11 protein-coding genes are annotated in these 13,958 nt (G+C 72.7%); 2 read left to right on the top strand and 9 right to left on the bottom strand.

Annotated elements, in window-relative coordinates:
* Positions 1-153: 153 nt before the first annotated feature.
* From DBP14_RS20290 to DBP14_RS20270, 5 genes are all read right to left on the bottom strand, one after another.
* The gene (locus DBP14_RS20290) at positions 154-414 is read right to left on the bottom strand and encodes a hypothetical protein (RefSeq protein WP_129308578.1); all 261 of its coding nucleotides are present in this window, start codon (positions 412-414) and stop codon (positions 154-156) included.
* Between the two features lie 113 nt (positions 415-527).
* Complete coding sequence (locus DBP14_RS20285) at positions 528-2,705, bottom strand: fructose-specific PTS transporter subunit EIIC (protein ID WP_129308577.1); 2,178 nt, start codon at positions 2,703-2,705, stop codon at positions 528-530.
* A 637-nt stretch (positions 2,706-3,342) separates the two neighbouring features.
* Positions 3,343-4,290, bottom strand: a complete 948-nt coding sequence (gene pfkB / locus DBP14_RS20280) for a 1-phosphofructokinase (RefSeq protein WP_129308576.1) — start codon at positions 4,288-4,290, stop codon at positions 3,343-3,345.
* Positions 4,287-5,048, bottom strand: coding sequence for a DeoR/GlpR family DNA-binding transcription regulator (locus DBP14_RS20275; RefSeq protein WP_129308575.1), 762 nt, complete (start codon positions 5,046-5,048; stop codon positions 4,287-4,289). Before DBP14_RS20275 ends, pfkB begins: the two co-directional genes overlap by 4 nt.
* A gap of 241 nt (positions 5,049-5,289) precedes the next feature.
* Positions 5,290-6,738 (bottom strand): MFS transporter, encoded by a 1,449-nt coding sequence (locus DBP14_RS20270; protein WP_129311982.1) that lies wholly within the window; start codon positions 6,736-6,738, stop codon positions 5,290-5,292.
* Between the two features lie 179 nt (positions 6,739-6,917).
* Between DBP14_RS20270 and DBP14_RS20265 the strand changes: the two genes are divergently transcribed.
* On the top strand, positions 6,918-7,880 hold the full coding sequence (locus DBP14_RS20265) for a WYL domain-containing protein (RefSeq protein ID WP_129308574.1): 963 nt from the start codon (positions 6,918-6,920) through the stop codon (positions 7,878-7,880).
* 669 nt (positions 7,881-8,549) lie between these two features.
* Here DBP14_RS20265 and DBP14_RS20260 read toward each other — a convergent pair.
* Together DBP14_RS20260 and DBP14_RS20255 are read right to left on the bottom strand one after the other, a co-directional pair.
* Positions 8,550-9,548 (bottom strand): sigma-70 family RNA polymerase sigma factor, encoded by a 999-nt coding sequence (locus tag DBP14_RS20260; RefSeq protein ID WP_129308573.1) that lies wholly within the window; start codon positions 9,546-9,548, stop codon positions 8,550-8,552.
* A gap of 407 nt (positions 9,549-9,955) precedes the next feature.
* A complete protein-coding gene (locus tag DBP14_RS20255; protein ID WP_129311981.1) occupies positions 9,956-10,723 on the bottom strand; it encodes a class III extradiol ring-cleavage dioxygenase in 768 nt (255 codons plus the stop codon).
* A gap of 158 nt (positions 10,724-10,881) precedes the next feature.
* Between DBP14_RS20255 and DBP14_RS20250 the strand changes: the two genes are divergently transcribed.
* Positions 10,882-11,391: a MarR family transcriptional regulator gene (locus DBP14_RS20250; protein WP_129308572.1), complete on the top strand. Its 510-nt coding sequence runs from the start codon at positions 10,882-10,884 to the stop codon at positions 11,389-11,391.
* A 40-nt stretch (positions 11,392-11,431) separates the two neighbouring features.
* On the opposite strand, the gene DBP14_RS20245 is transcribed toward DBP14_RS20250, so the two are convergent.
* Both DBP14_RS20245 and DBP14_RS20240 read right to left on the bottom strand, forming a co-directional pair.
* Positions 11,432-12,976 carry an MFS transporter gene (locus DBP14_RS20245; RefSeq protein ID WP_129308571.1) on the bottom strand — a complete coding sequence of 515 codons (1,545 nt, stop codon included), beginning with the start codon at positions 12,974-12,976 and terminating at the stop codon, positions 11,432-11,434.
* A 256-nt stretch (positions 12,977-13,232) separates the two neighbouring features.
* Positions 13,233-13,874, bottom strand: coding sequence for a TetR/AcrR family transcriptional regulator (locus DBP14_RS20240; protein ID WP_129308570.1), 642 nt, complete (start codon positions 13,872-13,874; stop codon positions 13,233-13,235).
* Positions 13,875-13,958 lie beyond the last annotated feature (84 nt).

The following is a 13,958-nucleotide window of genomic DNA, read 5'->3' as shown; positions in this document are numbered from 1 at the left end:
GGCCCGCGCCCCGAAGGGGGCCAGGGCGACGCGCCCCGAAAGGGCGCGGGGCTGTGTCGATCTGCGGCTCCGCCGCGCGGGCGCGACCAGCCACGACGCACCCGCGGCCGAAGAACGACCTCAAGCCCCCTGGACCACTCCGCCGCCCAAAAACTAACCGTGCCCGAGCCGCCGAACCAATCCAGCGAACGCGTCCTGCTCGGCCGGAGTCAGTTCGACCACCTCTCTCGGCGGCCCCGCCTGCCGCTGGTGGGGCAGGCCCATGAGCGCACCGGCGCGGTACCCCGCCGCGGACTCGACGCCGGGACGGCACAGCTGGCGGACCAGGCGGGTCAGCCCGATCAGCCAGGCCAGGGACGCGACGGCGAGAAAGACCACGCCGGCCAGCTGGAGAGTCGAGACATGCTCAGGCATAGCCCCCAGTACACACCACGGCCCGGGACTTTGGTCCCGGACCGTGACGTATCTCGCAGGTGCCGTGAACAACTCACAGCACGCCAAAGGGACAAGAGGCGGGCCGGCCCGGGTCAGGCCGCGACCGGCTGCTGGGCCTCCCTCGCCGCCGCCCCGGAGTCCACGGCCGCGTCGCCGGCCACTGCTTCCCGCGGCACCCCGCGCATGCCCTTGAGGACGACCACCAGTCCCGCCGTGACACACATGCCGGCGGCGATGGCGAGCAGGTAGAGGAACGGGTTGCCGATCAACGGCACCACGAAGACACCGCCGTGCGGGGCGCGCAGCGTTGCGCCGAAGGCCATCGACAGGGCGCCGGTGAGCGCGCCGCCGACCATGGAGGACGGGATGACCCGCAACGGGTCGGCCGCCGCGAACGGGATCGCGCCCTCCGAGATGAAGGAGGCGCCCAGGATCCAGGCGGCCTTGCCGTTCTCCCGCTCGGTGTGGGTGAACAGCCTGCCGCGCACGGTGGTGGCCAGGGCCATCGCCAGCGGCGGGACCATGCCGGCCGCCATCACCGCGGCCATGATCTTCATCGCGGAGTCGCTGGGGTCGGACACCGCGATACCGGCCGTGGCGAAGGTGTAGGCCACCTTGTTGACCGGGCCGCCCAGGTCGAAGCACATCATCAGGCCGAGCAGGGCGCCGAGCAGGACGGCGTTGGTGCCGGTGAGGCCGTTCAGCCAGTCGGTCATGCCCTTCTGTCCGGTGGCGATGGGCTTGCCGATGACGACGAACATCAGGAAGCCGACCACCGCCGAGGAGATCAGCGGGATCACCACCACCGGCATGATGCCGCGCATGGCCGCCGGGACGCGGACCTTCTGGATGGCCATCACCACGCCACCGGCGATCAGGCCGGCCGTGAGCCCGCCCAGGAACCCGGCGTTGATGGTGAGGGCGATCGCACCGCCGACGAAGCCGGGGACGAGGCCGGGCCGGTCGGCCATACCGTAGGCGATGTAGCCGGCCAGGACCGGGACGAGGAAGCCGAAGGCGACGCCGCCGATCTGGAAGAGCAGGGCGCCCCAGCTGTCGGACTGGGTCCACACGAAGTGGTGCAGGACGGACGGCGCGGACTTGATCTCGTAGCCGCCGATCGCGAAGCCGAGGGCGATGAGGAGACCGCCGGCCGCGACGAACGGGACCATGTAGCTCACGCCGGACATCAGCCAGGTGCGGAGCTTGGTGCCGTAGCCCTCGGAGGCGTCGCCCGCCCGGTCCACCGGGGTGGGGGCGGCGCCGGAGGTCACCTCGCCGCGCGCCGCCTTCCCGCGGACCTCTTCGATGAGTTCGGCGGGCCGGTTGATGCCCGCCTTCACACCGGCGTCAACGGTCGGCTTGCCGGCGAAGCGGTCCTTGTCCCGTACGGGGACGTCGTGCGCGAAGATCACGGCGTCCGCCGCCTGGATCACCGCCGGGTCGAGCCGGGTGAAGCCGGCCGAGCCCTGCGTCTCCACGACCAGCTCGACGCCCACCTCCCGCCCGGCGTTCTCCAGGGACTCGGCCGCCATGTAGGTGTGGGCGATCCCGGTGGGGCAGGAGGTGACGGCGACGATCCGGAAGGGCCGCCCGGACGCCCCGCCGACGCCTGCCGCGGGGGCCGCGCCGTCCGCCGCGGGCCCGGTGGCAGGGGCCCTGCCGTCCACAGCGGGACCGGCGGCAGGAGCCGTACCGCCCGCCGCGGGCCCGGTAGCCGCGGCCGGGTTGTCCGCTGCGGCGCCGGCGGAGGCCGCCACCGGTGCCGCAGCGGAGTCGGGGGAGGCGCTCGCGGCACCCGGATCCGCCGCACCCGCCGCCGGGGGCGCCTGCTCGCCGCGGATCAGCGCCGCGGCCGCGGCCGCGTCGGCCACGGAACGCAGGGCTGCCGTGAACTCGGTGTTCATCAGCTGGCGGGCGAGGGAGGACAGGATGGTCAGGTGGGCGTCGTCGGCGCCCGCGGGGGCCGCGATCAGGAAGATGAGGTCGGCCGGGCCGTCCGCCGCACCGAAGTCGACGCCGAGGGCGCTGCGTCCGAAGGCGAGCGTCGGCTCGGTGACGTGGGTGCTGCGGCAGTGGGGGATGCCGATGCCGCCGTCGAGGCCGGTCGGCATCTGGGCCTCACGGGCGGCCACGTCGGCGAGGAAGCCCTCCAGGTCGGTGACCCGGCGCAGGCTCACCATGCGCTCGGCGAGGGCGCGCGCCGCCGCTTCCTTGGTGTCGGCGGACAGGTCGAGATCGACCAGGTCCGCGGTGATCATGTCGCTCATCGCGGGCTCCTCTGCACGCGTGTCGCCCGGAGAGTGGAGTGGGCGGGGGTGGGGACGGGGGTGCTCGGCGGAACAGCGGGGTGGAGCGGGGAGTGACCCGGCGGGTGGCCGGAGGCGGGGCCGGGCAGACCCCGCCTCCTGGGGCGGGCGGGGCGGCTCGGGGTGCCCTGCGGGCCCGCCGGTGCGGCGAGTATCGAGGAGCCTCGCCGTTCCGGGTCCGGTGGTGAGGGGACGTCCGGTGGGGAGGGGACGTCCGGCCGAGGAGCCCCGGCGTTGCCACCGAGCCGCCTGATCCCGGGACGCGCCGCACGACACCAGAAGACGCTCCCAAGACCAGGACGCGCCGCCGGAACCGGGAGTCCGCCGCCGCCACCGGCCCGCACCCCTTCGGACGCGAACCCGCCCGCGGCGACGTCCGGACGCGCCCACTCGGACACAGGCGCACCCGGAACGCGCGCACGCGCCCCATTCATCGCGAAGCCGCTCGCGCCGCGCGGACGTGCCAGTGACACAAGGCCGCCCACGACGCCCGCACGCACCCCATGACACGCCAGGCCGCTCACGGCACCGGTGACCGGCCCCCGGAAGGCGCGGGGATCCACACCGCCGGTGCCTCCCGCCACCACATCGCGCCCGTTCACGGCGCCGGCTCCGTCAGTTCGCGGTCGGCGGGGATGTCCGCCGTGACGGTGACCGCGGCCGGGTCCAGGTCGGCCGGGGTGGGCATGACGCTGCCGGGGAGCCGGACGGCGGCGGCGCCGTGGGCCACTGCGGAGGCGAGTGCCTCGGGGCCGCTGCCGCCGGCGATGAGGAAGCCGGCCAGCGCCGCGTCGCCGGCGCCCACGTTGCTGCGTACGGCGTCCACGCGCGCGCTGCCGAACCAGACGCCCGCCTCGTCCACGAGCAGCTGCCCGTCGGCGCCGAGGCTGGCCAGCACCGCACGCGCGCCCATTCCGCGCAGTTCCTCGGCCGCCTTCACAGCGTCGCCCACGGTGGCCAGGGTGCGCCCGACGGCCTCCGCGAGCTCCCCGGCGTTGGGCTTCACCACGTCGGGCCGGGCGCGCAGCGCCTCCAGGAGCGCACGCCCCGACGTGTCCAGCGCGATGCGTGCGCCCCCGGCGTGCGCCCGGGTGACGACATCGGCGTACCAGGCCGGGGCGAGCCCCCGGGGCAGGCTGCCGCAGCAGGCGATCCAGTCGGCGTCGGGCGACTGCTCGCGCACGGTCTCCAGGAGCCGTTCCTGCTCGGCCGGGGTGAGTTCCGGGCCGGGCGCGTTGATCTTCGTGAGGACTCCGTCGGCCTCCGCGAGGGCGATGTTGGAGCGGGTGGCCCCGGCGACCGGGACGGGGGCGACCTCGATGCCCTGGGCGTCGAGCAGGCCGGCGACGAGTGCGCCCGGTGCCCCGCCGAGCGGCAGGACGGCCACCGTGCGCCGCCCGGCCGCCGCGACGGCGCGCGACACGTTCACGCCCTTGCCTCCGGGGTCGACGCGCTCCCCGGTGGCGCGGACGACCTCGCCGCGCTCCAGGGAGGGGACCTCGTAGGTGCGGTCGAGGGACGGGTTGGGGGTGACGGTGAGAATCATGCGCGCACTACTTCCGTGCCGCCGCGCTCGATGACGGCGGCGTCTTCCGGGCTCAGCCCGCTGTCGGTGATCAGCAGGTCCACGTCGCTCAGGTCACCGAAGCGGGCGAAGTGCTCCTGGCCGTGCTTGGTGGAGTCGGCGAGGAGCACCACGCGGCGGGCGGCGGCGATCGCGGCCCGCTTGACCGCGGCCTCGGCGAGGTCGGGCGTGGTCAGACCGTGCTCGGCGGAGAAGCCGTTGGCGGCGACGAACAGGACGTCGGCGCGGATCTCGCCGTACGCGCGGAGCGCCCACGCGTCCACGGCGGCGCGCGTACGGTGCCGTACGCGCCCCCCGACGAGATGGAGCTGGATACCGGGGTGGTCGGCGAGGCGGGCGGCGATCGGCAGGCTGTGCGTGACGACGGTGAGGGAGGCCTCCAGCGGGATGGCCGCGGACAGCCGCGCCACCGTCGTACCGGCGTCGAGGACCATCGTGCCCTCGGCGGGCAGCTCGGCGAGGGCCGCCTTGGCGATGCGGTCCTTCTCGTCGGCGGCGGTGCCCTCGCGCTCGGCGAGGTCCGGCTCGAAGTCGAGACGGCCGACCGGGATGGCGCCGCCGTGCACCCGGCGGACGAGACCGGCGCGGTCCAGGGCCTTCAGGTCGCGGCGGATGGTCTCCGCCGTCACCTGGAACTCCGCGGCCAGCGACAGCACGTCCACCCGGCCGCCGTCACGGGCGATCCGGAGGATCTCCTGCTGCCGCTCCGGTGCGTACATGTCCGTTTGCCTCCGCCTCATGCCCGAACGTGTGGTTTTCCCGGAGGCTACGCCCGTCGGCCCGGAAAGTAAACAGGTTCGGAAACGAACCGGGCACGATCAGACTCCCCTCCCCGGCCCCCGCCCGGAAGGGATCCGGCCCGCGGACAGCACGAAGTCCGGCACCGCCGCTCGGTGCCGGACAGCGCGAAGCCCGGCACCGCCGCTCGGTGCCGGGCCACGGGCCCCGCGAATCCCCCGCTCAGGACACCAGTTCCCGCTCCCGCTCCTCCGCCCCGGCGGAGGCGGGCTCCTCGGCCGCCCCGCCCTCCACGTGCTGCGCCGGACGCTTCGGCAGCGCGGACATCAGCAGGAAGATGACGCCCATGATCGCTGCCACCCACCACAGGGCGTGCTGGAAGGCGTGCACGAAGGCCGGTCCGACCTGGTCGCGGGTGAGCCGTTCACCGACGCTCCCGAAGAACACCACCGACACCAGGCCGAGGCCGAGCGCGTTGCCCATCTGCTGCACGGTGTTGATCAGCCCGGACGCGGACCCGGCGTGCTCGCGCGGCACCTCGGAGAGCACCGCGTCGGTCAGCGGGGCGACGATCAGGCCCATCCCGGCGCCCATCACGACCAGCGGCAGCGCCATCTGCCAGGAGGCGATGGACTGGCCGTACCGGTGCGCCTCCCAGATGTAGACGAGGACGCCCGCCGCCATCACCAGCGCGCCCGCCTGGAGCACCTTCCGGCCGAACCTCGGCACCAGCTTCTGCACGCTCATCCCGGCCGCCGTCGACACCGCGATCGAGAACGGCACCCCGGTCAGTCCGGCGCGCAGCGGGGACCAGCCGAGGCCGATCTGCATGTACAGCGTCCACACCAGGAAGAAGACGCCGAGCGCGACACCGAAGACGGTCTGTACGGCGATGCCGGCGGCGAAGCTCTTGACCCGGAACAGGGACAGTTCGATCAGCGGGGAGCCGTCCCGGCCGGCCTTGCGCCGCTCGTACGCCACCAGCGCCGCGAACACCACGACCGCGCCGCCCATCGAGAGGTATCCCCACAGCGGCCAGTGCAGCTCGCGGCCGCGGGTGAGCGGGTAGAGCAGCATCAGCAGGCCCAGCGTCACCAGGGCCACGCCGACCAGGTCCAGCTTGAGGGCCTTGGGGGCCTTGGACTCGGTGATGAAGCGGCGGCCGAGGAGGAAGGCGACGACGCCGACCGGCAGGTTGATCAGGAAGATCGGCCGCCATTCGAGCCCGAACAGGTTCCACTCCGTCAGCAGCGCGCCGAGCAGCGGTCCGGAGACCGCGCCGAGGCCGATGATCGCGCCGAACATGCCGAACACCTTGCCGCGCTCGTGCGGCGGGAAGGTGGCGTGCACGATCGACAGCACCTGCGGCACCATCAGCGCGGCCATGGCGCCCTGGAGGATGCGGGACGCGACCAGCATCTCCGGGTTCGCGGCGAAGCCGCACAGCGCGGAGGCGACGGTGAAGCCGCCTATGCCGATCAGGAACAGCCGGCGGCGGCCGTGGATGTCGCCCAGCCGCCCGCCGGTGATCAGTCCGGCGGCGAACGCCAGCGCGTATCCCGCGGTGATCCACTGGATCTGGCTGAAGCTCGCGCCCGCGTCCTTCTGGATCGAGGGGATCGCGATGTTGACGATCGTCACGTCGACGAGGTCCATGAAGGCCGCCGTCATGACGATGGCCAGCGCGAACCACCGCCTCCGGTCGGCCGCGGGTGTGGGAAGCGCCGCGGGTGCGGGAAGCGCGGTGGCTGCCGGGCGCGAGCTGTTGTGGCTGTCGTTCGGGGTCATGAGAACAAGCTAGAACCCCAGTAGGTCAGATCATGTCCTAGATATGGGGCATCCTCGATGACATGACGACGGACACTCCGGCACGGCTGCTGCAGCTCCTCTCCCTCCTCCAGACCCCGCGCGAGTGGCCCGGCGGCGAGCTGGCCGACCGGCTCGGGGTGTCCCGCCGTACCGTGCGGCGGGACGTCGACCGGCTGCGCGAACTGGGCTATCCCGTGCAGGCCACGATGGGCGCCGACGGCGGGTACCGGCTGGTCGCGGGCAAGGCGATGCCACCGCTCGTGCTGGACGACGAGGAGGCCGTGGCCATCGCCGTCGGCCTGCGCGCCGGCGCCGGACACGCCCTGGAGGGCGTCGACGAGGCCTCGGTGCGGGCGCTCGCCAAGCTGGAGCAGGTGCTGCCGGCCCGGCTGCGCCACCGGGTCTCCACACTCCAGGCCGCGACCACCCCGCTGACCAGCGGCGACGGGGCGACCATCGCGCCCGAGACGCTGACCGTCATGGCGTCCACGGTGGCCGGCGGGGAGCGGCTCCGGTTCGCCTACCGGGCGAAGGACGGCAGCGAGTCGCGCCGGCTGACCGAGCCGTACCGGCTGGTGTCGACGGGCCGCCGCTGGTACCTCGTCGCGTACGACCTCGACCGCGAGGATTGGCGCACGTTCCGCGTGGACCGGGTCAGCGAACCGTTCGCGACCGGGGCCCGGTTCACGCCCCGGGAGCTGCCGACGGGCAGCGCGGCGGAGTTCCTCCGGCAGTCCATCCATCGCCGGCAGGAGACGTACGCGTTCGAGGTGCGGTTCGCCGCACCGGTGGAGTCGGTCGCGGCACGGGTCCCGGGCTGGCTCGGCACCCCGGAGGCGGACGGCGCCGACGGCTGCGTGCTGCACGGGACCTCCGGTGACCCCGTGGAGTGGCTGGCGGTGCGGCTGGCGATGACGGGGTACGAGTTCACGGTCCGGTCACCGACCGAACTCGTCGACTCGGTAAGGGCGTTGGGGGCACGGCTGAGCCGGGCGGCCGGGTGACACCGGGCCTGGTGGAGACGCTGTGCCGATGTGGCAGAATCTGGCATCCGGCGGTGCCACCCCGGCGTTCAGGTACGGGGTGGCCCGCCGTATTCGGCACTCGGCACTCGGCCTCGGCGAGCAGGAGCGTCCACGCCCCCCCACGAAGAACAGCCGGGCTCCGGCGCCCGGGGGGGGTAGGCGCCGAAGCCCGGCTCTGGGAGGTCCCGACGCCGGGGGGGATGTGCGTCGGGACGTGGCTTTCACCATGTGGCCGGGCGTGCGGTACTGCGTGGGGGTGTCGAACCAGAGGTGCGGGCTGGGGTCAGGCTGGTGAACCGTGGGGGGAGTGCGGTCCTGGGAGTGCTGTGAGGGCCCAACTCCGGGGCCCTGGAGGGTTTTTCCCCCGGACCCCGGCCTTGAAGCGGCGGTACCACGCCATGTTTGCGCCGTCTTTCGCCACCCGGCGTACGCCGGTACGGCACAATCCACTTGTGCTGCTACGGCGAAGAACTCCCCGAGTCACGCGTCCGCGTGGGCGAGGACCGCACCCGATCCCATGGGCGAGGACCGCGCCCGAAGCCAGAACCGCACCCGGCGCGTGAGCGAGGGCCGCATCCGTCCGAGTAGGCCAGGACCGGACCCGGCCGTCCCAACGGACACCCCGCACCGGACCGGTCCGCGAACCGCCTACGCCGCCGCGTCGAACCCCGTGTCGCGGGCCAGCTTCTTCAGCTCCAGCAGGGCGTGCTTCTCGATCTGGCGGATGCGCTCGCGGGTGAGGCCGTGCTCCTTGCCGACCTCGGTCAGCGTGCGCTCCCGGCCGTCCTCGATGCCGTACCGCATCTTGATGATGGAGGCCGTGCGCTGGTCGAGGCGGCCGATCAGGTCGTCCAGTTCCTCGCTGCGCAGCAGCGTGAGCACCGACTGCTCGGGAGACACCGCCGAGGTGTCCTCCAGCAGGTCGCCGAACTGCGTGTCGCCGTCGTCGTCCACGGACATGTTCAGCGAGACCGGGTCACGGGCCCAGTCGAGCACGTCGATGACGCGCTCCGGGTTCGAGCCCAGCTCGGCGGCGATCTCCGCCGGCTCCGGCTCCCGGCCGTGCTCCCGGTTGAACTCCCGCTGGACACGGCGGATACGGCCCAACTCCTCCACCAGGTGGACGGGGAGCCGGATCGTGCGCGACTGGTCGGCGATGGAGCGGGTGATGGCCTGACGGATCCACCAGGTGGCGTACGTCGAGAACTTGAAGCCCTTGCGGTAGTCGAACTTCTCGACGGCGCGGACCAGGCCCGCGTTGCCCTCCTGGATCAGGTCGAGCAGGGGCAGGCCGCTGCGCGGGTAGCGCCGGGCCACCGCCACGACGAGGCGGAGGTTGGAGCGGATGAAGACGTCCTTGGCCCGCTCGCCCTCGGCGACCAGCGCCTCCAGCTCCTCGCGGGAGGCTTCCGCCCTGGTCTCCTCGTCACCTTCGAGAACCTGCCGCGCGAACACGCCCGCCTCGATGGTCTGGGACAGCTCGACCTCCTTGGCGGCGTCCAGCAGCGGTGTACGCGCGATCTCGTCGAGGTACATGCCGACCAGGTCGCGGTCGGCGATCTCGCCGGCGTGGGCGCGAACACTGCCTGCCGAGCCGCCTGTCTCGCCGGTGGCGGACTGACGACGGGCGACGGCACGGGTTGCCATGCGTGCTCCCTTGCGATGGTGGACTGGCGGGTGATCCTGACGAACGCTCGGCACTTCGGGGGCGGTCTCCGGTCTGTCTGCCGGAACTCTGACCGAGTGCCCTGCATCCGATGGAAACAACGACTAGAATCCGGACAGAATTCCCAACCCGCCCCTCGATTTTTCTGATCTTGCAGTACCCTGTCGCCCCACGTCGGCTGCGCTCGGTCACCGACCGTACGGAAGCGCAGGTCAGGCGGTGATTCGCGCCCGCCCCGCCGCCCTCGCGGATCTCCGTGGGCACCGCCGGAAAGAGACGCCCATCACGCCACTGTGCTGCTCGGCTCTCCCACCCCGGTAGACGGCCCACTCCCCCGGAAGGTTGCCGCGCCGGCGGACCGTGCCCTCACCCGTCCCCAACCGTCCTCTCAGCCGAACTGCACCGACCGCTTCGCCAGCCCCATCCAGAACCCGTCGATCACGGACCTCTGGTCGGCGAGTTCGCCGGCGGCCTCGGCCGCGCCCATGGTCACGAACAGCGGGGCGAAGTGCTCGGTGCGCGGGTGGGCGTAGCGGCCGGCCGGGGCCTTGTCCATGAAGTCCAGCAGGGTGTCCCAGTCGCGGTGCTCCAGCGCCCGCCGCCCCCAGTCGTCGAACTCGGCGGACCAGCTCGGGACGCCGCCGCCGGTGTGGCGCAGGGCGGCCAGGTTGTGGGTGAAGAACCCGGAGCCGACGATCAGCACGCCCTCGTCGCGCAGCGGGGCGAGCCTGCGGCCGATGTCCATCAGGCGGGCGGGGTCGAGCGTGGGCATGGAGATCTGCAGGACGGGGATGTCGGCGGCCGGGAACATCTCGACGAGCGGGACGTAGGCGCCGTGGTCGAGGCCCCGGTCGGGGATGTCCTGGACGGGGGTGCCGGGGGCGCGCAGCAGCTTGCGGACGGAGTCGGCCAGCTCCGGTGCGCCGGGGGCGTCGTAGCGGACCCGGTAGTAGTGCTCGGGGAAGCCCCAGAAGTCGTACACGAGGGGCACGGTTTCGGTGGCGCCTAGGGCGAGCGGGGCCTCCTCCCAGTGGGCGGAGACCATGAGGATCGCCCGGGGGCGGGGCAGGCCGGCGGCCCAGGCGGCGAGCTGGCCGGGCCAGACGGGGTCGTCGGCGAGCGGCGGGGCGCCGTGGCTGAGGTACAGGGCGGGCATGCGCTCCGGGGTGACGGGGCGGTGTTCCTCGACGGCGACGGACGACATGGCGGCGGCTCCCCAGGAAAAGTCCTTTAACTCTCAAGCTTTCCTCTCCACCGTACGCCCCGCCCGCAACTAGTTCAAGTTTCAAGAACCCGCCCCGTACAGTGGATCCCATGAACACGGCAACGGGCCCCGCCGACCGGCACCGCTGGCTCACCGACGACGAACAGCGCGTCTGGCGCGCCTATCTGCACGCCACGACCCTGCTGGAGGACCACCTCGACCGGCAGCTCCAGCGGGACGCGGGCATGCCGCACATCTACTACGGCCTCCTCGTCACCCTCGCCGAGGCGCCGCGCCGCCGGCTGCGGATGACCGAGCTGGCGATGAGGTCGAAGATCACCCGCTCCCGGCTGTCGCACGCCGTCGCGCGCCTGGAGAAGAACGGCTGGGTGCGCCGCGAGGACTGCCCGGGCGACAAGCGGGGCCAGTTCGCCGTGCTCACCGAGGAGGGTCTGGAGGTGCTGCGGCGCACCGCGCCGGGCCATGTGACCGCCGTACGGCAGGCGATGTTCGAGCGGCTGACGCCGGAACAGCAGAAAGCCCTCGGCGAGATCATGGAGATCGTCGCCGAGGGCCTCCAGCCCAACGAAGCGGGTGCGGACCTGCCCTGGCTCCGCTAAGCCGTCGCCGTACGCCCGGTCAGTGGGGCACCACCGGCGGTCAGTGGGCCACCACCGGCACCGGCACCTCGTCCTCGACGCCCTGGCCGTCGCCCGTGGCCACCGTGGTGGAGCCGGGGCGGCCGGCGTTGACGAAGGTGAAGGCGATCAGCGCGGCCAGGCCGAGGATGCCGACGGCGAACCAGATCGCCGTGGTGTAGCCGTGCACCATGCCCTGCAGCCCGACCAGCTGCTGCTGCGGCTTGGAGGCGGCGCCGGCGATGTGGTCCTTGATGTACGACGTCTTCGCGGACGCGGCGATCGTGTTCAGCAGGGCGGTGCCGATCGCGCCGCCCACCTGCTGCGAGGTGTTGACCATCGCGGAGGCGACACCGGCGTCCCGGGGCTCGACTCCGGTGGTGGCCAGGGACATGGCCGGCATGAACGCCGTACCCATGCCGAGGCCGAGCAGCAGCATCGCGGGCAGCAGCAGCGCGGCGTACGACGAACCGATCTCCATCTGCGTCAGCAGCAGCATGCCGATGCCGGCGACCAGGAAGCCGGGGCCCATGAGCAGCCGGGCCGGGGTCCGGGTCATCAGGCGGGCACCGATCTGGGTGGAGCCCGTGATCATGCCGACGATCATCGGCAGGAACGCGAACCCGGTCTTGACCGGCGAGTAGCCCTTCACGATCTGCAGGTAGTAGGTCAGGAAGAGGAACAGGCCGAACATGCCGATGATGGCGAGGCCGAGCGAGAGGTAGACACCGCCGCGGTTGCGGTCGCGGACCACGCGCAGCGGCAGCAGCGGGGCCTTGACCCGGGACTCGACCAGCACGAACGCGAGCAGCAGCACCACCGAGGCGACGAACATCGAGACGGTCAGGGTGTCGCCCCAGCCGTCGGACGCGGCGCGGGTGAAGCCGTAGACCAGGGCGACCAGGCCGAGGGTGGACAGGATCACGCCGGGGATGTCGAGCGGGGAGCGGTTGCGGCCGCCCTTGGGCTCGCGGATGACGAAGTAGGCGCCGAGCGCGGCGACGATCGCGAACGGCACGTTCACGAAGAAGGTCCAGCGCCAGTCCAGGTACTCGGTGAGGAAGCCGCCGAGGATCAGGCCGACGGCGCCGCCGCCGCCGGCGATCGCGCCGTAGATGCCGAAGGCCTTGGCGCGCTCCTTGGCGTCCGTGAACATCACGGCGAGCAGGGACAGCGCGGCCGGGGCGAGCAGGGCGCCGAAGACACCCTGGAGGGCGCGGGCGCCGAACATCATCGCGCCGGTGGTGGCGGCGCCGCCGAGCGCGGAGGCCGCGGCGAAGCCGGTCAGACCGGTGACGAAGGCGCGCTTGCGGCCCCACAGGTCGGCGATCCGGCCGCCGAACAGGAGCAGGCCGCCGAAGGCGAGGGCGTAGGCCGTGATGACCCACTGCCGGTTGCCGTCGGATATGCCGAGGTCCTGCTGGGCGGAGGGCAGGGCGATGTTCACGATGGTGGCGTCGAGGACGACCATCAGCTGGGCGAGCGCGATGAAGACGAGCGCTTTCCAGCGGTTCGCGTCACCGCTGTTGGCGGTGACGCCGGGAGCCTTGAGGGCTGTTTCGGACATGGTGGTACCCACTTCGGGACTTCGTGACGGAAAAGAGCAGGTGAGGGCAGGTTCGGGTGAGGGCAGGGGTCAGTGAGGCGGTGGGCGCCGGGCGCGGCACGTGCACAGGGGGAGACTGGTGCCGTCCCCCGAACTCATCGGCTACGACGCGGTCGGTCGCGGCCGGACTCGATTCGGTGACCGGACTCGGTTCCGCGGCCGGACTCGGTTCGGTGACCGCCGGACCGGGCGGTTCAGTGGCCGCCGGTCCGCGTGGTCAGCACTGACGCAGTTCCTCCAAGGTGATGGCCGTACCCGGAAGGACGGTGTGGGCCGGGGCCCGCAGCCCGTCCAGGAACAGCTGCAGATGACGGTGGACGAAGCGGTCGGCGACCAGGCAGTCCGTGCCGGCCGGGGGCCGGCTGATCTGCGCGACGCCTATCAGCAGGTCACCGACGCCCACATCGGGGCGGAGCTGGCCGGCCGACTTGGCGCGGGTCATGACCTCCTCGACGAGGTGTTCGACCCGGGTTCGGGCCGCTTCCAGGTCGGGGTGGTGCTGGTCGAAGGTGCTGGACACCATCGGGCACAGCGCGCTGATCCGCTCGTCGGCGGCGGAGTGCGCGAAGCGTTCCAGCGCCGCGAAGGCGTCCCCCTCCGCGAGGGCCCGCTCGGCCGCCTCGGACGTACGGTCCATGACGGTGCAGACCACCTCGCGGACCAGGGCGTCGCGGTCGGGGAAGTTCCGGTACAGCGTGGCGTTGCCGACGCCGGCCCTGCGGGCGATCTCATCGAGCGGCACCCCCGCGCCGTGCTCGACGAACATCTCCTGGGCGGCGGTGACGATCCGCTCCCGGTTGCGCAGGGCGTCGGCGCGGGGCCGGGGCACCTTGCGCTGTACGGGGGTGGCGGTCTGCACGGCGGACTCCTCGACTGCTGGGCTGATGGTGACCGGCGACCGGCTGCAGCCGGCGACCTTCTCGAAGCTGGTGACGATCCGGGG

It is taken from the genome of Streptomyces sp. L2 (assembly GCF_004124325.1).
In the GTDB taxonomy this organism is placed as follows: domain Bacteria; phylum Actinomycetota; class Actinomycetes; order Streptomycetales; family Streptomycetaceae; genus Streptomyces.
The sequence above is the reverse complement of the archived record's forward strand: the minus strand, read 5'-3'. Positions and strand labels throughout refer to the sequence as shown.